This is a genomic window from Bradyrhizobium sp. FW305-F6 (assembly GCF_058782905.1).
In genome coordinates this window covers 523025-545400 of record NZ_JBYSYD010000002.1, presented here as the reverse complement: position 1 = coordinate 545400, position 22376 = coordinate 523025, and the positions used below count along the sequence as shown (strand labels likewise).

Sequence of the window (22376 nt, the reverse complement as noted above, 5' to 3'; positions counted from 1 at the left end):
CGGAGGGCATGGCTCAGCCTCGCTTCCGCAGGCGCGGATTGATGGCATCGTTGATCCCGTCGCCAATCAGGCTGATGGCGAGCACCGCGACGAAGATGGCCGCGCCAGGGAAGATTACCGTCCACCAGCCATCGAGCACGTAGTTGCGGTTCTGGCCGATCATCAGGCCCCAGCTCATGGTGCTGGGGTCGCCGAGACCGAGAAAGCTCAGGCCGCCCTCGAACAGGATGGCGACGCCGATGGCCATGGTCGCCGAGACGATGATCGGAGGCAGTGCGTTGGGCAAAACGACGCGTAAGATCAGGTGGCCGTTGCCGGCACCGGCGGCGCGCGAGGCCTTGACGAAATCGAGATTGCGCAATCGCAGGAACTCCGCGCGCGTCAGCCGTGCCGCGGTAGGCCAACTGACGACGCCGATGGCGATGGTGACGGTCGTCAGCGTCTGGCCGAACAACGTCACCAACACCATGGCGAAAAGCAGCGGCGGAAGAATCTGGAAGAACTCGGTGACCTTGACCAGCGCGGTATCGATGACCCCGCCGAAGAATCCCGACAGAGAGCCGATAGTCACGCCGATCGCGATCGTGATGATCGCCGCGACACCGCCCACGGTCAGGGTCGCGCGGCCGCCATGGATCAACCCCGCCAGAATATCACGGCCAAGATAGTCGGTGCCCAACCAGGCATCCGCGCCGGGTGGCGTGAAGGGCGCGTCGACGAGATCAAGCGGATCTATGCCGTAGAAATGCGGGCCGAAAACGGTCGTCAGGACGAGGATCAGCAGAACCGCAGCGCCGGCCACGCCGGACGGGCTGCGGCAGAACTGGCGCAATGCCACCAGCGTCGGGGAGATCGCCGGACGTGACGGCAGTGTGGATGCATCGCGCGGGAGGGCGGGCGTGTCGATCGATGTCATCGGGCCCCTGATCGGATGCGCGGGTCGATCAGGCGGTAGACCAGATCGGTAACGATATTGGCAGCCATCACCAGCACGGCGGAGAAGAACAAAACGGCCAGCAGCGTCGGATAATCGCGGCGCAGAATGGAATCGAAGACCAGCCGGCCCATGCCGGGCCAGCTGAATACCGTCTCGACGAGTACCGCGCCGGCGAACAGATGGCCGAATTGCAGACCGGCCACGGTCACGATCGGGATCAGCGTGTTACGCAGCGCGTGTTTGCCGATGACGATGGTTTCCGGCAGGCCCTTGGCACGGGCAGTGCGGACATAGTCTGCAGTCAGCGCATCGATCATGTTGACGCGCGCCAGGCGGCTGTATTGGGCGATGAAGACGAGCGCGAGGGTGGTCGATGGCAAAATGAGGTGCTGGATGATGTCCAGCACATGCGCGAAGCCGGTCTTGGGACGGACGACATCGATCATGCCCGACACCGGGAGGATCGGCCAGACCGAGCCGAACAGCAGCAGCAGCATCAATCCGGTCCAGAACACCGGGGCAGCATAGCCCGCCAGCGCAATGACCGTCACGCCCTGGCTGAACAGCCCGTTCGGCTTGCGTGCGCTGACGACGCCAAGCAGCGTGCCGATGACGACGGACATCACCAGTGCGGCGATCACCAGGTACAGCGTCGCAGGGATACGCTGCAAGATCAGGCTGACGACGGGTTCGTTGAAATAGTAGGAATAGCCGAAGTCGCCGGTGACGACTTTCGACATGTAGGTGAACAACTGCTCGAACAGGCTCTTGTCGAGGCCGTATTTGAGGCGCAGGGCAGCGATCACGTCGGCTGATGCGCCGCCCATCTCGCCGGCGATTACCATTGCGGGATCGCCTGGCGCGGCATGGATCAGGCAGAAGTTGAGAACCAGCACGGCAAACAGCAGGCCAATCGCATTGGCCAGCTGTCGCACGATGTGCAGGAGAAGGTTCATGATTGAGCTGCCCGAGGCGGAGACACGGGCCGATCAGGTCCGCGGCGGGGTTGCCCAATACAGTTCGTCAAGCGGCGACATGATGCCCCAGATCGTGGTCGGCAGGCCGCCCAGTCCCCTGGAGAAGACGTTGCGGTAGGGCGTCGAGTTGATGAAGTGGATCGGCGCATCGGAGACCACAATCTTCTGGAACTCAGAATAGAGCGCCTTGCGCTTCTCTGCGGAGGTTTCTTGCCCTGCAGCGGCCAGCAGTTCGTCGACCCTCGGATTGCTGTATTGCTGCGTGTTCGACCAGATGATGCCTTTGCGGATATTGCTGGTCAAATAGGTACGGTCGACGCCGATCACCGGGTCGCCCCAGTTGAAAACGGTGTCCATGGTCAGGTCGAAGTCGAAGCTCGATACGCGCTGCGCCCAGGTCGGAAAGTCCGAGGCCGCGCGAACGTCGAGATTGATGCCGACTTTCTTGAGCTGCGAACGCAGATATTCCGCGATATTGCGCTGTTGTTCGTCATTGCCCGGGATGTAGTCGATGGTGAGCGCCATCCGCGATCCGTCCGCCTTCTTCGGATAGCCGGCGTCGTCGAGCAGCTTCTGCGATTTGGCGAGGTCGAGCTTGTACATTTCGACGCCGGGCTCATCCAGCGGCGAGCCCGGTGCGATCGGGCTGGTCGCCGCTGCCGCCTTGCCGCCCATCAGCTTGCTGATGATGAAGTCGCGGTTGGTGGCGAAGGCGATCGCCTGACGGACACGAACGTCGTCGAGCGGCTTCTTCTTGGTGTTGAAGGCCAGCCAGTTGATCGGGCCGATGCCTGCGAAGCCTTTCTCGGTGACGAGGACATTCGGCATTTTCTCGAGGCGTTCGATATCGCGGACGGCGGAGATCAAGGGCAGGGCGTTCACGTCGCCGCGCTCCAATGAGACCAGCATGGCGTTGGGGTCGGAGATCAGCTTGACCACGATCTTGTCGAGTTTCGGCCGGCCGGGAATGAAGAACTTGTCGAATTTCTCCAGCGTGTAGAACTCACCCTGCTTGTATTCTGTCAGGCGGAAAGGTCCGGAGCCGATCGGCTTGAGATTCGCCGGATGGCTCTTCACGTCCTGGCCGTCGCCATAGATGTGCTTGGGCAGGATCGGCATCAGCGCCGGCGACATCGCCAGCAATAGGGCGGGATGCGGATGCTTGAGCTGGATCACGGCAGTATACGGATCCGGCGTGTCCACCTTGTCGACGGCGGCAAGCATCGTCTGGAACGGATGGTTCGCCTTGATGGTCATGATCGAGAAGGCGACGTCTTCCGATGTGACCGGCTTGCCGTCGTGAAAGACGGCGTTCTTCACCAGTTTCAGCGTGACCGACTTGCCGTCTGCCGAAATCTCCCACGATTCCGCCAGATAGGGCTGCGGCTTCCAGTTCTCGTCATAGCGTAGCGGGCTTGCGAAGATCTGCGTGCTAGGCACCGCCGTGGCGACGCCGGATTGAACGGCGCCGTTGAAATGCCGCGGCACCTGCGAGGAGCCGATCACCACGGTGCCATCGGCTGAGGCCGGTGCCAGATGCGCGCCTGACACTGAAAGGGCGACGGCAAGTCCAAGAACGCATTTCTGGACGGGCGTCCTGAAAGACCACGTTCGCGAAGACCAAATCGGAGACATCGGCTTTGTCCTTCCTTCATTGAGTGAGATTGTGCGGCGATTGACGTCCGCCGTTGTCGTTCGTGACGAGGATCGATGGCGCGTCGCTCGCGGATGCGATGGCGAGGTCGAGCACGGCGTCTAGGTCGGGCGTGTCCGGCAGGTCATCGGTTCCGATACCGACGAGTTGGATGCCGCCTTGTCCGGACATTCCGCCGGAATCCGCTGGTGTCAGCGACCAGTCCTGCCCGACCATTTGCAGCAGCGAGGCACGTGGCTCGCCTGCCAGACGGCAGTGACCTTTGAGACGGAGAAGCTGGGGCGGCAACTGCTGCAGCATGGTTTCGAGCCTGCGTCGATCGAAGGTGCCGCTGCGGCTGTAGGACCATCGCCGAAACTGGCGCTCGTGATCGGCGGCATCCAGAGCTTCGGTTGCCCTGAAGCGGGAGATGGTTTTCTGCGCGCCGGCCGGAAGATCTGGCATCGTATGTTCGGACGTTTCGATGATGCGCAGCCCGTCGCGCAGTGCGGCGACGGCCTTATGTGCGGCGCGGGCACCGGCGCGGTCCAGCAGATCGATCTTGTTGAGCAAGACGAGATCTGCGCGTTCGAACTGGCTCCGAACGGTATCGCCGACGCGCGGATCTGCCAGCAACGTCGCGATGCGCGTTGCGTCGGCCAGCACGACGACCGCATTGAGCCGCAGGCCCGGTTCGACAAGCGCGATCTCGGCGATGCGCCAGGGATCGCCGACGCCGCTGGCCTCGATGACGATATGGTCGAACGGAATCCTGTCGTCCAGGATCTTGCCGAGCATGTCGATGAAGCCGCTGCCGACGCTGCAGCAGACGCAGCCGTTGGTCAGGGTCATCGTGGTGCCGTCATGATGTGCGATCAGATCGGCATCGATATTCACGGCGCCGAAATCGTTGACGAGGACCGCATAGCGTGTTCCCCCGGTGCGCAGGAGATGGTTGAGGAACGTGGTCTTGCCCGCGCCGAGGAAGCCGCCAACGACGGTGACCGGGATTCCCTCGCGCGGAGTTCCTGTCATGCGTGCGGCGCCTCGCGCACGCGTCCGCCGACCACGGTGCCCCATACCGTGATGTCCTTCAGCTCTTCCGGAGCGACTTCGAATGGGTCGTCTTCCAGCACGGCAAAATCGGCATATTTGCCAGTTTCGATGCTGCCGACGAGATGGTCGAGCTTGAGCGTATAGGCCGATCCGATCGTGATGGCGGCGAGCGCCTGCTGCACGGTGATCGCTTCGGTGGCCTTTCCAAGTTCACGCCCGCCCGATGAGATACGGTTGACTGCGCACCATGCCGTAAACAGGGGATTGAGTGGCGTAATCGGGGCGTCGGTGTGAATTCCGTAGGGAATGCCAAGACGTTGCGCGGTCCCGGTCGCATCGAGCCTGTGGGCGCGTTCCGGGCCCATGGTCTGCTCGTAATGGGCATCGCCCCAATAGTACAGATGGTTGGAAAACAGATTGACGCATACGCCGAGCGCCTTCATCCGCTTGAATTGCGCCGTGTCGGCCATTTGGCAATGCTGCAGCGTATGACGATGGTCGGGGCGGGGGGCGGCGATCTGCGCGGCTTCGATGGCGTCGAGCGCCTGTTCGGTCGCCTCGTCGCCATTGGTGTGGATCTGCAGGTGGAGGCCGGCGCGGTGATACTTCTCGACCGCGACGCGCAAATCGTCCGGAGCGATGTACCACAGCCCGTTGGGCGCCCCGTTGTGGTAGCCCGGCCATCGCAGCCGTGCGGTAAATCCCTGAATCGAGCCGTCCACGATGATCTTGACGATGCCGTAGTGCAGCTTGTCATTGCCGGTCGGGCGAAGCCTGGCCATCTTGGCGATGGCTTCCTCCGGTGTGTGGGAGGCGGACGCCAGGGCCGGGACCAGCCGGATCGAGAAGTCCGGCTGGCGCGCAGCGGCGCGATACAGTTCAATCGTTTCTTCGGACAGATCGCTGTGCAGATCGGTAACGGTCGTGACGCCCTGGTTGCAGGCCGAAGCTTGATAGCGGGCAAGGTCTGCCGCCGAGAAATCCTGCTTGAAGGGATTCGACTTCAGAACGCGAAACGTCCTGAACAATGCAGCAATGCCCTGAAGTTCGCCGGTCGGCTCGCCGTCCTGGCCAAGCGGTACGCCGGACACATTGGTGTTGCGCGAGAAGCCGGCGCATTCGACCATCAGCGAGTTGACGTTGGTGATGTGGAAGCTGGCATGCATGACGAGGACAGGCCGGGTCTTCGAAACCTTGTCGAGGTCATGCCGGCTCAGCTTATTGCCACCGATATGCAGCGGGTCGAAGCCCCAGGCAAACAGGGGCGTCTCTGGATCGGTCAGTTCGGCATCGGCAGCCTGAAGGCGTGCGATGATCGCATCGATTCCGTTCGCCCCAGCGACGATCGCCCCGCTCGGCGCACGGCGATCGAATGCCCCCACATAGGGCATCGACCAGACGATTCCCTCCATGATGTGGCTGTGGCCCTCGACGAAGCCCGGCAGCAGCACCTTGTCCTTGAAACGGTCGTCGATCCTGCCAGCGTGGCTGCCGACTTCTTCGAGACTTCCGACAGCGACGATCCGGCCCTCGCGCACTGCAACATGCGTTGCCTCCGGCCGCGACGGGTTCATTGTCACGATCCTTCGGGCCGAAAAAACAACCGTATCCTGGCTCACTGGACCACCCTCAAGAGTCTGTCACCGAAGCGTGAGGCCTCACGCCGCGCCAGACCAGCGCCAGATCAGGAGCACGAATGGGGCCAGTGCGGCCGGCGGGTTACCCACGCTGGCGCGGCTTTTGCTTTATAATTCCGGTGGATCGGGCAGGAAAAGTGGCTCCAATCCTGTGACACGAGTGGAGCAAGACATGAGTGGTCCAGCAGAGACGGTCAAAACGACACCTGCCGAAGGCCGGCCGGCGTGGTCGGGGATCAGCGATGCGCTGTTCTGGGGGTCGCTGTTCCAGGGATTGGACAGGCGCGGGCCATTCCTGCAACTGCAGATACGCCAACTGATCTGCACCGCCATCGAGGAAGGCCGCTTGTCGCTCGGGGTGCGCATGCCGTCGAGCCGTGAATTGGCGGCCCTGCTGGAAGTGTCGCGCAATACGGTCGTCATTGCCTATGAACAGCTGGTGGACCAGAACTTCCTGGTGTCTCGCGAGCGCAGCGGTTACTTCGTGGCCGGCTTGCCGAAGCATCTTGGTGCCGGCACAGGCGTGCGGCCTGCTCCCGACAGGTCCGACGAGACCAGGTGGACCGCCCGCTATGCCGTCCGGCCGTCCAGCCATCGCAACATTGTCAAGCCCCTCAACTGGCTGGATTTTCCCTATCCGTTCATCTTCGGTCAGTTTGACCCCAGCCTGTTTCCCACCAATGACTGGCGCGAAAGCGCGCGCGCGGCGCTCAGCGTTCCCGAGATCAACAACTGGGCGCGTGACGCCATCGACGAGGACGATCCTGCGCTGATCGAGCAATTGCGTCTGCAGGTGCTGCCGCGCCGCGGTGTGCGTGCACGTCCCGACGAGATCATGATGACCATCGGCGCGCAGCACGCGCTGTATCTGATCGCCAGGCTCTTCACCAAGCCGGGTACGCGCGTCGGCATGGAAAATCCCGGCTATCCCGATGCGCGCAATATCTTCGGTATGCTGACCGACAACATCGTGCCTCTCGCTGTCGACGGCGAGGGTCTGGTGCCGGGCGCGGATTTCGAAGGCTGCGACCTCGCTTATGTCACTGCCGGTCATCAATGCCCGACGACGGTGGCGATGCCGCAGCGGCGCCGTATCGAGCTGCTCCGGAAAGCGCAGGAAAGCGATATCCTGCTCATCGAAGATGATTACGAGAGCGAGCTGGTCTCCGAGGGCGATGCATTGCCGCCTTTGATGAGTCTCGATCGCAACGATCGGGTGCTCTATGTTGGCAGCCTGTCCAAGGTTCTCGCGCCTGGTCTGCGGCTGGGCTACGTGGTTGCACCGGCGCCGGTGATTCGCGAACTGCGCGCGCTGCGACGGCTGATGGTGCGGCATCCGCCGTTGAACAACCAGCGTGTTGCTGCTTTGTTTATCGGCCTCGGCCACTACCGCTCGCATTTGCAGCGGGTGTCGCGTGTTCTGCTGGAACGGGCGCGCGTCCTCGACCGGCTGCTGCCGGAACATTTCGTCAATTGCACTTTCGTGCGCGGCGCCGGCAGCACCAGCTATTGGGTGACCTGCCCCGAAGGCTGCGATGCGACGGCACTGGCGGAAGCCGCTCGTGCGGAAGGCGTGGTGATCGAACCGGGCGATGTGTTCTCGATGACCGGCGGCACCCACGTCGGGTGTTTTCGGCTCGGCTTCTCGTCGATCCGGACCGACCGCATCGAGCCGGGGATCGAACGCCTCGGGCGCCTGATCCTCCGTATGTCGTAAGCAACACTATCAGATCAGTTCGCTGATCCCCCGGATTGCGCTGACGAGTGCGATCACACCGAGGCTGGTGATCGAGACGTGACGATGTATGGCATCCGTGCCTCGCCTGAAGGCCATCTCGCCAAACTGTGTACCGATCCACATCGCCGGCAGGCCGAGCAGTGACAGGCTGATGGTCCGGACCGTGATGAGGCCAACCGCAATGGCTGCGATTGCCGCGGCTATCGACGTCATCAGGAAGAAGACCAGCAGCGAGGCGCGTGTCGTCGCGCGCGGCAGAGGGACCGACATGTAATAAGCCACGGCTGGCGGTCCGGGCATCGCGGCGAGGCCGTTGAACAGTCCGGATATGAAGCCGGTAGTCGCCGTGAGGGGACGCGGTGGTATTGCCGGCAGGGCAAATCCCCTGCCGAGCGCCAGCACGGCGAGCAGCGTAATCGAGCTGATCACCAGCCGCGCCACCGCCGCCGGAATTTCACTCAGGATCAGGGTTCCCAGGGGCGATCCGACGAGCGCTCCGAGCATGAGCCAGCGCAGGGAATGCCAGTCGCATTGCTTCGAGGCGCTGCGGAAATCCAGCAGGCTGCCCAGAAGCTGCAGACCGACGGCGATCGATACAGCCTGTGCCGGCGACATGAACAGGCTGAGCAAAGGCACGGCCGCTAGCGAGAAGCCGAATCCGGTGAAGCCGCGCAGGATCGCCGCTGCAAAGATCGCCGTGATGGACAGCAGGACCAGGCGGGGCGTCAGCGTCGCGCCGAGATCGCCGATGGCGCTCAACAGATCATGCATGTCGTCGGGCCCGTCGCGCTGCCATGGAACGACCATGGCGGCATTTACCAGCGTAGGGAGGGGCCAGCGCAGAGCAATGCTTGGGCCAGATCGTCTGGCCGGGTGGTTGGCGGAAACTGGCCCTAATCCCGCGAGCCGGGCGCTGGCATGCTTGCCGCCATCGTTCGGCTCCCCTGCCGACGTCATGCGCCATAGATCAAAGAGAGTTGTCCATGTCCGATCAGCAGGCCAGGCGCCATCAGCTTCTCCTCGCGCTGTTCGAGGCATTCAATCGTCATGACTCTTCCGGGGTGATGGCCTGCATGACCGATGACGTGGTGTTCGATACCGCCGCCGGCGCCGAGATGTACGGCAATCGCATCGTTGGTGCCGCCGATGTGAAGGCGGCGTTCGAGAAGGTCTGGGCCGGCATGCCCGACGTCAGCTGGACCTGCACGTCGCACAATGTGTTCGGCGATCGCGGGCTGTCGGAGTGGATCTTCCGCGGGACTGCCGCAAACGGCACGCGTATCGAGGCCGAGGGCTGCGACCTCTTCACGTTCAGCGGCGACAAGCTGTCGCGCAAGAGCGCCTTCCGTAAGGATCGTCCCGCACTTCCGGCCAAGGCGGCGTCATGACGGGCCGAAGCGTCATGCCCATCGCTCCCTATGACCAGCACTACGATCCCCTGATCTCGCCGGGTCCTGGCACCAATCGCGACTACGCGCCGACCTATTGGGCCGCGACGGCGGGCACGCCGCCAGATGACGATGGTCCGATCTCGGGCGACATCGACGCTGACGTCGCGATCGTCGGCTCGGGCTACACGGGGCTTGCCTGTGCAATCTTCCTGGCGCGCGAATTCGGCATCAAGGCCGTGGTGCTGGAAGCCAATCGCGTTGCGTGGGGCTGCAGCACGCGCAATGGCGGTCAGGGCCAGAACGCGTCAGGCCGGCTGTCACGTTCTCAGTGGATCGCGCGCTGGGGCCGCGATGTAGCCCTGCGGCTGCATGCGGAAATCCAGGACGGATTCGAGACCTTCGAAGACCTGATCAAGACCGGAAATATCGATTGCGAACCGCAGCGTGGAGGCCATCTCTATCTGGCGCACCGGCGGCGCATGTTCGACGAGATCGCAGCCGAGTCGCAAGTCCAGAACGAGGTGTTCGGCTACAAGACGCGCGTGCTGTCCGCGGAGGACGTGCGCCGCGACTATGTGAATGAAGCCGAATGCGTCGGCGCGGTGCATGAACCGCTGGGCACTGGCGTCCATCCGGCAAAGCTTGCGTTCGGCTATCTGCGCATGGCGCGTGAGCTCGGCGCCAAAGTGCACCCCGGCAGCCCCGTGCTGGAGATCACGACGCGCAACGGCATTCACTATCTGCGCACAGCTGGCGGCACCGTCCGCGCGCGCTCGGTGGGCATCGCGACCGGTGCTTACACGTCGCTCGGCTTGACCCCTGTGCTGCGCGGGCGTTGCATGCCGATCATGTCCAACTCGATCGTGACGCGACCGCTCACCGATGCGGAACTCAAGGCAACGGGCTTCCGCACCACCCAGGTGATCACCGACACACGAACCCTGCGCTATTATTACCGGCGCCTGCCCGACAATCGTATCCAGATCGGCAGCCGCAGTGCGATCACCGGCGCCGACGCCGCGCATCCCCGCCACCTGCAATTGCTGATCGACGGGTTGCACCGCAAGTTTCCAGCGCTGACCGGCATCGACATCGACTATTCCTGGTGGGGCTGGGTCGATGTCAGCCATGACATGATGCCGCGCATCTTTCGTCCCGATCCCGCACGGTCGCTGTTCTACGCGCTGGGCTATGGTGGCAACGGTGTGTCCTATTCGGCGCAGGCTGGCCGTCGCATGGCCGAGATGATCGGCGGTCGCGCCTTTAAGGGACAGGATCTGCCGATCTTCACCTCGCCGCTGCCGACGCATCCCTTCACGCCATTTCGACGCATCGGCCAGCGTATGTTGTATCGCTGGTACCACGCGCGCGACGAGGCGATCTGAATGATTCGGTGAGCCACCGAGCTTCACCACTCCCGGGGACACGACCCATCTGCTTGTCGGGTGCCCCGCTCTGCGCAAGTCACGTGCTGCAGGTGCAATCTGCCATCCCTTTGAGATCGCCAAGTCTAATCTTTGACAATTGCGAACCAGACGCCTAAAAACGTATGACGAACAATTGTTCGTTAGGCGAACAAGGGCGGATGGATGATGGTTTCACGTGGCCAAAGTGTGCGCGGCGCGAACCGAAGTGAGTCCATCGGCGCGCCCGACACGATCTACACCAATGGCAAGTTCCTCAAGGTTGACCCGATGTTCGGCGTGGCAAGCGCGGTCGCCGTGCGAGACGGCCGCTTCGTCGCGGTTGGAAAGGTCGATGAAATATCTGCGCTCGCGGGCCCGAACACCGTCGTTATTGATTTGGACGGTCGAACCGTCCTTCCGGGCCTGATAGATACCCATGCTCATGTCGAGCAGGCGGGATTGATCAAGTACACGGTGCAGCTGAACGACGTCACCACGGTCGAGCAGGCACTGGCCCGTATCGGGGAACACGCCGGTAGATTGCCTAGGGGGAAATGGGTGCGCGGTGCACAATGGCACCCGGTCTCGCAATTGGCCGAAAAGCGCTTCTTGACGCGCGAGGAGCTCGATCGGGCTGCTCCCCACAACCCAGTGTGTTTGCCGATTGGCCACTTCACTCTCGTCAACTCGGAAGCATTGGCCCTTGCAAAAATAACGAAGGACACCCCTGATCCGGATGGCGGGATCATCCATCGCGACAAATCCACCGGCGAGCCGAACGGTACATTGGAGGAGGCCGCGGAGGACCTTGTTCACGACCTTCTGCCCGAATGGTCGGATGAGGATCGCGATGAGCAGGTGAAGTTCGCGATGCGATACTTCAATGAATTTGGGCTGACCTCCGCAATCAGCGCGGCAGTCGATCCCGCAACTTTCCGCGCCCATCAGCGCGTCCGGCAAGCCGGACAGGCGTCTTTGCGCATCAGCGCCATGTACGCGCCGACGGGCGGCCTCAATCCCAGCATGACGATCGAAGAATGGGAGCTGTTCTTCTCTCGCATCGGCGCAGCCTCAGACTTCGGCGACGATTGGTTGAGCTATTCCGGCGTCAAGCTTCAAATCGACGGCGGAATGACATTGCGAACAGCCGCGATGCGGGACGGTTACCCCGACGATCGCCAATACAAGGGGACCATCGTCATCGAGCCGTCCAGGTTCAATGCCCTGGTTGCAGCGGCCAATCGCTACGGCTGGCGCGTCGGGGTTCACGCCGTTGGGGACGCCGCCATCGACCGTGTTTTGGACGCCTACGAGCTCGCGGATGCCGAGAGATCGATCGAGGGGAGGCGCTTCATCGTCATCCATGGCAGCCTTATGCGACCAGATCAAATGCTGCGTGCCAGGAAATTGGATGTGCGCGTCGACGCGCAGACCTCGTTCCTCTGGGACAAGGCGGCTGTCGTGGCGAAGTTTCTCGGTAAAGATACCGCCGACCGGGCCTTCCCCATGCGAACCATGATCGACGTCATGGGCTTGAAGTCGATTGGGCAAGGTACCGACTATCCGATCAACCTCCTGAACCCATTCGTCAACATGTATGTCATGGTGACCCGCCGCGACAAGAACGGCGATGTGTATGGAGAAGGCGAACGGATCAGCCGGAAGGAAGCTATCCAGCTCTATACGAGCGCCGCATCTCGATATTCGTTTTCGGAGGACAAAGTCGGATCAATAGAACCGGGCAAGTATGCCGATATGGTCGTTCTGTCCGACGATATCATGACGATTCCGGAGGAAAGCATCAAGGACATCACCGTTGTCCAGACCATCGTCGAGGGGCGAACGGTCTACGACGGTGAGGTCATCACATGAACGCGGCCTAAAGACGAGAACGACCTCATGCCGCACTTGGTGATCGAATATTCGGAAGGGGCGCTCGCTCGCGACGACGTAACAGGCTTGATGGAAGCCCTCTTTGAAGCCGCTTGGCGAACGGGGGTCATGAAGGCGGAAGACGTCAAGGTGCGGGCGCGTGTTTACGACGATTTTCTGGTCGCCGGGAAGCGTGACAGCTTCGTCCACCTGTCGGTCTACTTGCTCGAAGGTCGGTCGCCCGACCAGAAGGTCGCGCTGAGCACGAGCCTTCGGCGGACGATGGCAGAGCGATGCCCGGATGTGGTCAGCATCAGCGTGGATATCCGTGACATGGACCCGGTCGCCTACAAGAAACGGCTAAAGTAACGGGTGCTTGCCAAAAGGCGGCAGCTTCTCAGACGAGCAGGGGCTGCGCGGTGAGGGACATCTCCTTGAGCAGAGGCAGGAAGCGATCGATCATCTCACCGGTCGTGATGCGATCAACATGAGCGCCAATATTTGCGGCCGCAATGACGACGCCATCGTAGCGGCGAATTGGCACCGATATAGACCGAAAGCCCTCTTCGGCTTCCTGATCGACAAGGCTATACCCTTTGGTGCGGTCGGCAATGATCGTGGCAATCACTGCCGATTTGTCGACCAGCGTCGATTGGGTCTGAGGCAGCAATTTCATGCCGTCGACCGTTCTCGTCAGCTCGTCGTTCGCCAATCTGCCCAGCAGAACGCGTCCCACTGACGTGCAGAAAGCCGGCAGCCGATATCCTATGTCCAGTCCGGTCGAAAATACCCGCGCCGGACTCGAGCGGGCGATAAAAACGACCTCTTCGCCATGCAGGATCGCAAGGGAGCAGACCTCTTTGGCCTTGCTGGCGACCTCGTCCATCAACGGCTGCATCACGGTGTTGATCTGGTTCGACGTCAGATAGGCCGAAGCCAAAAGCAGCACCCTGGGCGTCAGCGAAAACAACCGCTCGTCGCCCACGACAAATCCGGATCTGACAAGGGTCATCAGGATCCGTCGCACTGTCGCCCGCGGGAGATTCACGCTCTTGGACAGGTCGCTGAGTGTCATTGGACGGCGATCGATGCCGAAGGACTGGATCACGCGAAGACCCCGATCCAGGGTCTCGATGAACTCGCTTCCCTCCCGCGCCTTTTCCTCTTCTTCGGTGCGCTTCAGTCTCGGCATTCTATTGGGCGGTCCCTCTCGGTGGCAGTGAGAACCATCACAAATACGCGGGCGAGGCGCCAGCCTTGTCTCCGGCCGTCACCAGGGTTCTCTGGATAGTGGCGGTCTCTGACAAGCAACGGCGGCTAGCAACTCGAGCTCTTCTTCGGTCGGCTGAGGGACAGAGCTTGTGACGCTGACGCGACGGGGCGCGCGATCGGGGCAGCCGCCGCCGCATTCGCCCTCAACACCGGAAGTACCGTTGCGAACGGCCGCGAGCATCACCGCTCATGTCGTGGTCGAGCAAGACGGATTTTTCGTTATCGTCCTGCTGGACAAATCTCACCTCTGGCATCGGCATCCGCCCTTACGATCGTTCGGTATAAGAACATAAGTTCGTTAATCGGTTATAGCAATTTCGGCACTCCTGCGATCTCGGCTCGATTGCCTTCGCTGCGGCTACATTGGGCAGGTTTTGCGGAAATATTTTGCTTGCCTGCTCAACACACTGGAGTCATTCTGAAATATATCGAACGACTGTTCGTCTACCGAACATTTGAAGGTGGCGCAATGAAGCTGACAACGGCGATCATGGGCGTGGTGCTGACATCCAGTGCGGCGTTTGCCCAGCAGCAGGAGGCCAACGCTCCCTCGCTTGCCTTGATCAACGGCAAGATTCTCACCATGGACAATCAGTCAAAGGTTGCGGAGGCACTCGCCATTCGCGACGGAAAAATCCTGGTCGTCGGAGACACGGCGACGATCAAGGCGGTGGCTGGCGATCGCACCCGCACGATCGACTTGCAGGGCAAGACTGTCGTTCCCGGGTTGATCGACACACACGCGCATTTCAAGGCCGCCGGCCTATCCGACTACGTCGTGAACATGAGCGGCGCCAAGACTGTTGCGGATGCTCTCGCAAGCATCAGGCAGTTCGTGGCGAAGAAAAAGCCCGGCGAGTGGATCATCGGAAGCGCCTGGCATCCCCCGTCGCAACTTGCGGAAAAGCGTTACCTGACACGGCAGGAAATTGATGGCGTCGCGCCGAACAATCCGGTCTATCTCCGGACCGTTGGCCATTTCTCGATGGCCAATTCGATGGCGCTCGAGAAAGCCGGCGTAACCAAGACCACGCCAAACCCAAGCGGCGGATCGTTTGAGCGCGACAGTGCTGGCGACCTGACCGGCGTTCTGGTCGAGGCGGCGATCGACAAGGTCGAAAAGGCCGTTCCGGAGTGGACAGCGGACGACGAGTTTCGCCAATTCAAGCTCGCGGAAGGTGTGCTGAACTCGTTCGGGATCACCAGCGTCGTAGAAGGGGCCACCTCGCCCAGGGACATCGCGGCCCTGCAGCGCGTGGCCCAGGCCGGTGAAGCAACGCTACGGGTCGGTCTCATGTGGCGCCCCGAGCCCCCCGGCGAGAACGCGGCCTGGGAGGACATCATGCGCGGCAACGGCGCCTCGTCCGGCTTTGGCGATGACTGGCTGAAGTTTGGCGGAATCAAGATCCTCTACGATGGCGGCATGACGCTCAAGACGGCGCTCATGCGCGAGGCCTATCCGGACTCGCATAACGACTACCACGGCATTGCCCAGCAATCGCCGGAACGTCTGAAGGAGCTGGTGTCCATTTGCAATCGCTACGATTGGCGCGTGGGTGTCCATGCCGTCGGCGACAAGGGCATCGACCAGGTTCTTGATGCATTCGAAGCAGCCGACAAGGAAAAGTCGATCAAGGATCGTCGTTTCGTCCTGATCCACGGAAGCTTGATCGTGCCCGAGCAAATGGAGCGCGCGAAGCGCCTCGGTGTCAGGGTCGACTTACAGAACGTGTTCATGTGGGACAAGGCGGCCACCGTCGAGCGTTTCCTGGGTGCGGCGGTCGCCAATCGGGCCGTGCCTACGAAGACTCTCATCGAGAAGGTGGGGCTGAACAGCCTCGGCGCCGGCACCGACTTCCCGGTGAACACGATCAATCCCTTCATCAACATGTATGTCATGGTGACCCGCAAGGATCGCGCCGGAGGCGTTTATGGTGCGAACGAAGCCATCAGCCGCGAGCAGGCGCTGCGCCTCTACACCAGCGCGGCATCGCATTATATGTTCGAAGAGAAAAAGAAGGGGACGATCGAGGCCGGAAAACTGGCGGACCTAACCGCGTTGTCGGCAGATCTCATGACGGTCCCCGAGGAGCAGATCAAGGACATCAAAGCCGACCTGACGATTGTCGGCGGCAAAATCGTGTTTCAGCGTTAGTCTGCGTCCCGATACCAAGAGGACGCATCTCGAAGCCGGAGAGAGGAGACCCAAGTCATGATGAGCCAAGAGCAGAACGACCTCATTACCCGCGTCGGACCGAAGGCGCCTGCGGGAAAGCTGATGCGGATGTATTGGCAGCCTGCTGCACTCGTCGACGAACTCGCAGAGGGGCGCCCCATCAAGGCCGTCAAGCTTCTCGGTGAGAACTTCGTTCTGTTCAAGGACGAAACGGGCCGCTATGGCCTGCTCGATCGCGACTGCCCGCATCGGGGCGCCGACCTTGCCTTCGGCCGGCTCGAGAACGGCGGCTTGCGCTGCGCCTTTCACGGTTGGCTGTTCGACGCCACGGGGCAGTGTCTCGAGACGCCCGCCGAGCCTGCAAACTCCTCGCTTTGCAAAAACATCAAGCAGCGGTCCTACCCTGTGCTGGAGAAGGGTGGAATTCTGTGGGCGTATTTGGGTGAAGGCGAGCCGCCCGCGTTTCCGGAGATCGACTGCTTCGCGGCACCGGGCGAATACACCTTCGCCTTCAAGGGCTTGATCGAATGCAATTGGCTGCAGGCCCTGGAAGTCGGCATCGACCCGGCTCACGCCTCGTTCCTCCACCGGTTCTTCGAGGATGAGGATACATCGGCGGCCTACGGCAAGCAGTTTCGCGGTGCGTCGGCCGACTCGGAGATGCCCATGACGAAGGTCCTGCGCGAGTACGACCGGCCGATCATCAACGTCGAGCACACCGAATACGGCCTGCGGCTCATCGCCTTGCGCGAGATCGACGAGCAGCGCACCCACGTCCGCGTCACCAACCAGCTGTTTCCGCATGCGTTCGTCATTCCGATGAGCACGGAGATGACGATTACCCAATGGCATGTGCCCGTCGACGACGTGAATTGCTATTGGTATGCGATTTTCACCAGCTATGCCGCGCCCGTCGACAAGGCGAAGATGCGAGCGCAGCGCCTCGAGCTTTACGAGTTGCCGGAATACCGCTCGCGGAAGAACAAGTCGAACGATTACGGCTTCGATCCGCACGAGCAGGCGACCGAGACTTACACCGGCATGGGCGCGGACATCAACGTCCACGACCAGTGGGCCGTCGAGTCCATGGGCGCCATTCAGGACCGGACGCGTGAGCATCTCGGGCAATCCGACAAGGCGATCATTCAGTACCGCCGGCTGCTTCGCCAGGAGATCGAGAAGGTGGCCTCCGGGGGCAAGCCGCTGTTGTTCCTCGACGCTGCCAGCGCGCGCAGCATCCAGGGGCCGGCCACAATGGACGGCATCGGTCCGACGAAGGGGTGGGAAACCTACTGGATGGAAGTGGACGTCAAGCGCCGTCGGGGCGCTCCTTGGGCCGCGCCGGTGCCCGCCGAGCTCGCCAGGAAGGTGCCTCACCTGACCGCCGCCGAATAATGCAAGCCGGCCCAGCTCAGCAAAGGAGATGTCGTTGAGTTTCGTCGAAAAGCACGGTCTCTGGTCGGCCGAACAGAAGGAGGCTGCCATCCGCATGCGGCGGATGGCGGAGGAGCAGGAGCTGCATACGATCCGGCTCTCCTTTCCGGACCAGCACGGCATCTTGCGCGGCAAGGCCCTGGTCGCTTCCGAGGCGCTCTCGTCGATCGAGAGCGGTTGCTCGATAACGACGACATTGCTCGCGAAAGATACCTCTCATCGCACGGTGTTTCCTGTCTTCACCGCCGGCGGCGGGTTCGGAATGCACGAGATGCAGGGAGGAGGCGACATCATGATGGTCGCCGATCCCACCACCTTCAAGGTTCTCCCCTGGGCGCCAAAAACCGGGTGGGTACTTTGCGACCTCTACTTCTCGGACGGGCGACCGGTGCCCTTCGCTTCCAGGGGCCTCTACCAATCCGTGCTGGGGCAGCTGAAAAACCGGGGCTATGACTTCAAAGCGGGCCTTGAGGTCGAATGCCACATCTTCAAAGTCGAGAATGCTCGACTGACTCCGGGGGACGCCGGCAGTCCCGGCCAACCGGGTGAGCCTCCGGAGGTCAGCCTGCTGTCGCAGGGCTATCAGTACCTGACGGAGCAACGCTATGACCAGATGGAGCCCGCGCTCGAGCTGATCAGGCAAAACATCGTGGCGCTTGGCTTGCCGCTTCGGTCGATCGAGGTGGAGTACGGGCCGAGTCAGTGCGAGTTCGTGTTTCAGCCCACCGTCGGCATCGAGCCGGCGGACACCATGGTGCTGTTTCGTACGGCCGTGAAGCAGATCTGCAACCGCCACGGCTATCACGCGACCTTCATGTGCCGGCCGCGGATACCGAACGTGATGTCATCGGGATGGCACCTTCATCAATCGCTGGTCTCCCGGAAGGACGGCGCCAACGCGTTCATGACGAGCGAACCGGCCGGTCTGTCGAAACTCGGCAGGCACTACATGGCCGGGCTGCTGGAGCATGCCAGGGCATCCGCGGTCTTCTCGACGCCGACGATCAATGGCTACAAGCGCTACCGTTCCTATTCTCTGGCTCCGGATCGGGCAATCTGGGGGCGCGACAACAGGGGCGTCATGATCCGCATGCTGGGCGGTCCCGACGATAAAGCCACCCGGCTCGAAAACAGGATCGGCGAGCCGGCCGCAAACCCGTATCTGTACATGGCGTCGCAGATTCTGGCAGGCCTCAACGGCATTGATCGCCAGCTCGATCCCGGTCCGTCGGCGGACACCCCCTACGAGACCAAGGCGAATCTCCTACCGACCTCGTTGCGCGAGGCGGTGTTCGCGTTGCGCGATGACCCCTTCTTCCGCGAGGCCCTGGGAGAGAAATTCGTCGACTACTACGTTTTCATCAAGAACGCGGAAATCGAGCGCTTCCAATCGACGGTCACCGAGTGGGAGCAGCGAGAATATTTCGAGATGTTCTGAAATGGCATCACCGAAGCAGGAGAAGAGAGACATGAGCTTGAGGTTTGGACTTGTTGGGGCCGTCGCGATCGCCACCGCCTGGATGTCGCCGGCGCAGTGCGACACGATCAAGGTGGGGATCATTGGCACCATGTCCGGTCCGTATGCCTTGTTCGGACAGAACTTCAAGTACGGCATTGACGCCTGGGTGGCCAAGAATGGATCGAAAGTCGGCGATCATCAGATCGAGTTCGTCTATCGCGACGAAGAATCGCCGAACCCGGCCAAGTCGAAATCATTGGCTCAGGAGTTGATCGTCAAGGAGAAGGTCCAATACATTGCGGGACTGTACTTCACTCCGGACGCGCTGGCCGTCGCTCCGCTTCTCGAGGAAGCGAAGGTGCCCATGATCGTGATGAACGCGGCGACGTCCGCGATCGTTGAGAAGAGCCCCTACATCGTGCGGACGTCCTTTACGATGTGGCAGAACACGGTCCCCGCCGCGAAGGTGGCCAAGGCGAGAGCGGCCAAGAAGGTGGCGATCGCCGTCAGCGATTACGGCCCGGGCGTCGATGCCGAAGCAGCCTTCAAAAAGACGTTCGAGGCAGATGGAGGCACCATCGTCCAATCGATCAGGATGCCGCTCAATACGACCGATTTCGGCCCAATCATGCAAAGGATCAAGGATTCCGGCGCTGACATGATCTTCACGTTCTTGCCGGCCGGTCCGCCGACCCTGGGGTTCGTCAAGGCCTATATCGACAACGGACTGAAAGCGTCCGGCGTGAAGTTGCTGTCCACCGGTGATGTCGTAACCGAGCCCGATCTTCCGAACATTGGCGACAGCGGCGAAGGCATCCTGTCGACCTACCACTACGCGGTCTCGCACGACTCGCCAGAGAACAAGGCCTTCCTCGCCGATATGATCAAGGCTGGCGCCAAGCCCGACGACATCACCATGGCGTCGGTCGCGGCCTATGACGGTGCTCGGCTCATTTACAAGATGGTTGAGGCCACGAACGGCCAGAAGGATCCGGACAAAGCCCTTGCGGCCGTGAAGGGCATGAAATGGGTCAGCCCGCGCGGACCCGTGTCGATCGACCCGGATACCCGGCATATTCGTCAGAACGTATATCTGCGCGAAGTCGTGAAGCAGGACGGCAAGTTCCTCAACAAGGAATTGCAAACGTTCGACGCGCAGCCGGACTGGGGCCTGGCGAAGAACTAGAGCGAATCGCTCGCGAAGTAGAACCTCGCGAGCGATCGCTTCAACGCGTCGGAGAGGGGCCCGGAATGAGTGGTCGGTTGCAGTCTATTCGCTTCGTCAATGGTCGCATCTATCGTGATGCCAGCGACCGGATTACTCTCCGCGGCGGCAGCGTCGCGGACCTGCTCGCCTTGGAGCAGGACCCGTTCGACCTGTCCGTCGACCAGGGGCCGATCAGGACCTTGATGACGGTGGTCCGCGAGACTATTCGGCATGACGTGTTGGGGTCGCACCATTTCAAAGCCGCGGAAGTATTCAACTAATGGCGTGGACGGGTCTCAGCATCGGGCTGGATGCCCTCTCGTACGGCATGGTGCTTTTCATCATCTCCATCGGGCTTTCCATCATGATGGGCCTGATGAGGGTCGTGAACCTTGCTCATGGCGCATTTGCGATGATCGGGGGATATCTCGCGTCCTTTGCGCTCAAGAACGCAGGAGTTGGATATCCGCTCGCGATTGTCCTGGCGGTCTTCGGCACCATCGCGATCGCCTTTCCGCTTGAGTTTCTTCTCTACCGCCGGATTTATCGCAAGTCCGATGAGCTGACCCAGATTTTGCTCACGATCGGCATTGCGTTCGTCATCATCGGCGTTGCCAACTACATTCTTGGCCCGACGACCAAATCCATTCCGCTGCCTCCGCTGCTGAGCGGTCCCGTCGATCTCGGCTTCCGAATGATCCCAGCTCATCGGATTTTCGTGATGATTTGCGGGGTGTGCACCGCGGGCTTGCTCTGGCTACTGATTGACCGCACCGAGTTCGGGATCCGGCTGCGTGCCGCCGTCGACAACGGTGACATGGCCGAGTCGCTCGGAATCAAAACGCAGATCCTATTTTCTGCGACGTTCGCGCTTGCGGTCGGCCTGGCGGCGTTCGGGGGCGTGGTGGGCGCCGAACTGTTGCCCGTCGAACCCTTTTACGCGCTCAGATATATGGTGACTTTCCTCGTCGTCGTCTCGGTCGGCGGGGCGGGATCGATCCCGGGCGCCGTGGCGGCATCGATATTGCTTGGCCTTGCCGACACGACCGGCAAGTATCTTGCACCGGAATATGGTGAGTTCTTCTTCTATCTAGCGGTCATCCTGGTCGTGTTTCTGTTCCCGAACGGCCTTTTGGGCAGGAGGCATTGACGTGACCGATCGAGCCATCGTCGATGGCATGAGCCCACCCCGTTTTTCCGTGCCGCTCGAGCTGCGCGCTGTCGCAATCACATTGGCGCTCGGGGCGATCGGCTACACGCTTTTTCCGGAGGACCTCGCGTTTCTGACGCGACTGATCAGCATCACGCTTCTGGTGCTGTCGCTCGATCTGGTCACGGGATATTGCGGTGTCGCGACCCTGGGGCATGCGGCGATCTACGGTGTGAGCGCCTACGTCGTGGGTAACGCCTGCCTTGCCGGACATTCCGACCCGCTGCTGTTGTTGCTCGTGGGGGCGATGGCCGGTGCCGTCATGGGGCTGGTCTCAGGCGTCCTCGTCACGAGATTCAAGGGGCTTCCCCAGCTCGTGCTATCCATTGCCGTCGGACAGCTCATCGCGGCGCTGGCCAACAAACTGTCGAGCCTGACGGGCGGAAGCGACGGCTTGTCCGGCATTTCGCCTGGACGACTCTTCGGGGTCTATGCGTTCGATATGTACGGTCGCACCGGCTACGTGTTCTCCGTTGCGGTGCTCATGGTCGTGTTCGTGGTACTGCTTCGAATTGTGCACTCCCCCTTCGGTCTGCTTTGTCAGGCAATCAAGGATGACAGTCTTCGCGCTCGGATGATCGGTGCCCGCGTGTACCCCCGACTCGTGCTGATGTATGGCGTATCGGGGGTCGTTGGCGGGATCGGCGGTGCTCTCAATGCCATCAATACAGGCGTCGTGGGACTGGATAGCGTCGGATTTGAGCGGTCGGCTGAGGCTCTCGTCATGCTCGTCCTGGGTGGTGCAGGCAGTCTGTGGGGCGCGCTGATCGGATCCATCGTCTTCCAGGTGTTCGAGCACTATGTCTCGGCTGCGAATCCATTCCATTGGATGACCATGGTCGGTGCGTTGCTGATCGCAGTCGTGCTGTTCGCCCCGAAAGGCCTGGTATCCCTAGGCGGCATGCTTGCCGGTCGCACCGCCTCGGTGCTGAGGAGGCGCCCGTGAGCCAGCCGCTGCTCGAGCTGCGAAG

Annotated in this window: 19 protein-coding genes; 12 read left to right on the top strand and 7 right to left on the bottom strand. The window is 61.6% G+C overall.

Annotated elements, in window-relative coordinates:
- Positions 1-13: 13 nt before the first annotated feature.
- From AC3WLX_RS13920 to AC3WLX_RS13900, 5 genes are all read right to left on the bottom strand, one after another.
- Positions 14-916, bottom strand: a complete 903-nt coding sequence (locus AC3WLX_RS13920; protein WP_492336365.1) for an ABC transporter permease — start codon at positions 914-916, stop codon at positions 14-16.
- Positions 913-1893, bottom strand: coding sequence for an ABC transporter permease (locus tag AC3WLX_RS13915; RefSeq protein WP_459596991.1), 981 nt, complete (start codon positions 1891-1893; stop codon positions 913-915). Before AC3WLX_RS13915 ends, AC3WLX_RS13920 begins: the two co-directional genes overlap by 4 nt.
- A 33-nt stretch (positions 1894-1926) precedes the next feature.
- Positions 1927-3465 (bottom strand): ABC transporter substrate-binding protein, encoded by a 1539-nt coding sequence (locus AC3WLX_RS13910; RefSeq protein ID WP_492336364.1) that lies wholly within the window; start codon positions 3463-3465, stop codon positions 1927-1929.
- 100 nt (positions 3466-3565) lie between these two features.
- A complete protein-coding gene (locus AC3WLX_RS13905; RefSeq protein WP_492336363.1) occupies positions 3566-4582 on the bottom strand; it encodes a CobW family GTP-binding protein in 1017 nt (338 codons plus the stop codon).
- Positions 4579-6222: an amidohydrolase gene (locus tag AC3WLX_RS13900; RefSeq protein ID WP_492336362.1), complete on the bottom strand. Its 1644-nt coding sequence runs from the start codon at positions 6220-6222 to the stop codon at positions 4579-4581. The genes AC3WLX_RS13905 and AC3WLX_RS13900 overlap by 4 nt, the downstream gene beginning before the upstream one ends.
- A gap of 190 nt (positions 6223-6412) precedes the next feature.
- On the opposite strand from AC3WLX_RS13900, the gene pdxR reads away from it, so the two are divergent.
- Complete coding sequence (gene pdxR / locus AC3WLX_RS13895; protein ID WP_492336361.1) at positions 6413-7957, top strand: MocR-like pyridoxine biosynthesis transcription factor PdxR; 1545 nt, start codon at positions 6413-6415, stop codon at positions 7955-7957.
- A gap of 9 nt (positions 7958-7966) precedes the next feature.
- On the opposite strand, the gene AC3WLX_RS13890 is transcribed toward pdxR, so the two are convergent.
- Positions 7967-8785 (bottom strand): sulfite exporter TauE/SafE family protein, encoded by an 819-nt coding sequence (locus AC3WLX_RS13890; RefSeq protein ID WP_492336360.1) that lies wholly within the window; start codon positions 8783-8785, stop codon positions 7967-7969.
- 176 nt (positions 8786-8961) lie between these two features.
- Between AC3WLX_RS13890 and AC3WLX_RS13885 the strand changes: the two genes are divergently transcribed.
- From AC3WLX_RS13885 to AC3WLX_RS13870, 4 genes are all read left to right on the top strand, one after another.
- Positions 8962-9366: a nuclear transport factor 2 family protein gene (locus AC3WLX_RS13885; RefSeq protein WP_492336359.1), complete on the top strand. Its 405-nt coding sequence runs from the start codon at positions 8962-8964 to the stop codon at positions 9364-9366.
- Positions 9363-10754 (top strand): NAD(P)/FAD-dependent oxidoreductase, encoded by a 1392-nt coding sequence (locus tag AC3WLX_RS13880; protein WP_492336358.1) that lies wholly within the window; start codon positions 9363-9365, stop codon positions 10752-10754. The genes AC3WLX_RS13885 and AC3WLX_RS13880 overlap by 4 nt, the downstream gene beginning before the upstream one ends.
- Before the next feature lie 204 nt (positions 10755-10958).
- Entirely contained in the window at positions 10959-12647 is a 1689-nt protein-coding gene (locus AC3WLX_RS13875) for an amidohydrolase (RefSeq protein WP_492336357.1), read from the top strand.
- Positions 12648-12674: 27 nt separating this feature from the next.
- Positions 12675-13016 (top strand): 5-carboxymethyl-2-hydroxymuconate Delta-isomerase, encoded by a 342-nt coding sequence (locus AC3WLX_RS13870; protein ID WP_492336356.1) that lies wholly within the window; start codon positions 12675-12677, stop codon positions 13014-13016.
- A gap of 28 nt (positions 13017-13044) precedes the next feature.
- On the opposite strand, the gene AC3WLX_RS13865 is transcribed toward AC3WLX_RS13870, so the two are convergent.
- The gene (locus tag AC3WLX_RS13865) at positions 13045-13839 is read right to left on the bottom strand and encodes an IclR family transcriptional regulator domain-containing protein (protein WP_492336355.1); all 795 of its coding nucleotides are present in this window, start codon (positions 13837-13839) and stop codon (positions 13045-13047) included.
- Positions 13840-14409: 570 nt separating this feature from the next.
- Here AC3WLX_RS13865 and AC3WLX_RS13860 point away from each other — a divergent pair.
- From AC3WLX_RS13860 to AC3WLX_RS13830, 7 genes are all read left to right on the top strand, one after another.
- Positions 14410-16074, top strand: a complete 1665-nt coding sequence (locus AC3WLX_RS13860; protein WP_492337286.1) for an amidohydrolase — start codon at positions 14410-14412, stop codon at positions 16072-16074.
- 57 nt (positions 16075-16131) lie between these two features.
- Complete coding sequence (locus tag AC3WLX_RS13855; RefSeq protein ID WP_492336354.1) at positions 16132-17490, top strand: aromatic ring-hydroxylating dioxygenase subunit alpha; 1359 nt, start codon at positions 16132-16134, stop codon at positions 17488-17490.
- Between the two features lie 34 nt (positions 17491-17524).
- On the top strand, positions 17525-18967 hold the full coding sequence (locus AC3WLX_RS13850; RefSeq protein WP_492336353.1) for a glutamine synthetase family protein: 1443 nt from the start codon (positions 17525-17527) through the stop codon (positions 18965-18967).
- Between the two features lie 31 nt (positions 18968-18998).
- Positions 18999-20174 carry an ABC transporter substrate-binding protein gene (locus AC3WLX_RS13845; RefSeq protein WP_492336352.1) on the top strand — a complete coding sequence of 392 codons (1176 nt, stop codon included), beginning with the start codon at positions 18999-19001 and terminating at the stop codon, positions 20172-20174.
- 65 nt (positions 20175-20239) lie between these two features.
- Entirely contained in the window at positions 20240-20476 is a 237-nt protein-coding gene (locus AC3WLX_RS13840; protein WP_492336351.1) for a hypothetical protein, read from the top strand.
- A complete protein-coding gene (locus AC3WLX_RS13835; protein ID WP_492336350.1) occupies positions 20476-21345 on the top strand; it encodes a branched-chain amino acid ABC transporter permease in 870 nt (289 codons plus the stop codon). Before AC3WLX_RS13840 ends, AC3WLX_RS13835 begins: the two co-directional genes overlap by 1 nt.
- Before the next feature lie 28 nt (positions 21346-21373).
- Positions 21374-22351, top strand: a complete 978-nt coding sequence (locus tag AC3WLX_RS13830) for a branched-chain amino acid ABC transporter permease (RefSeq protein ID WP_492337285.1) — start codon at positions 21374-21376, stop codon at positions 22349-22351.
- The last annotated feature ends 25 nt before the right edge of the window (positions 22352-22376 follow it).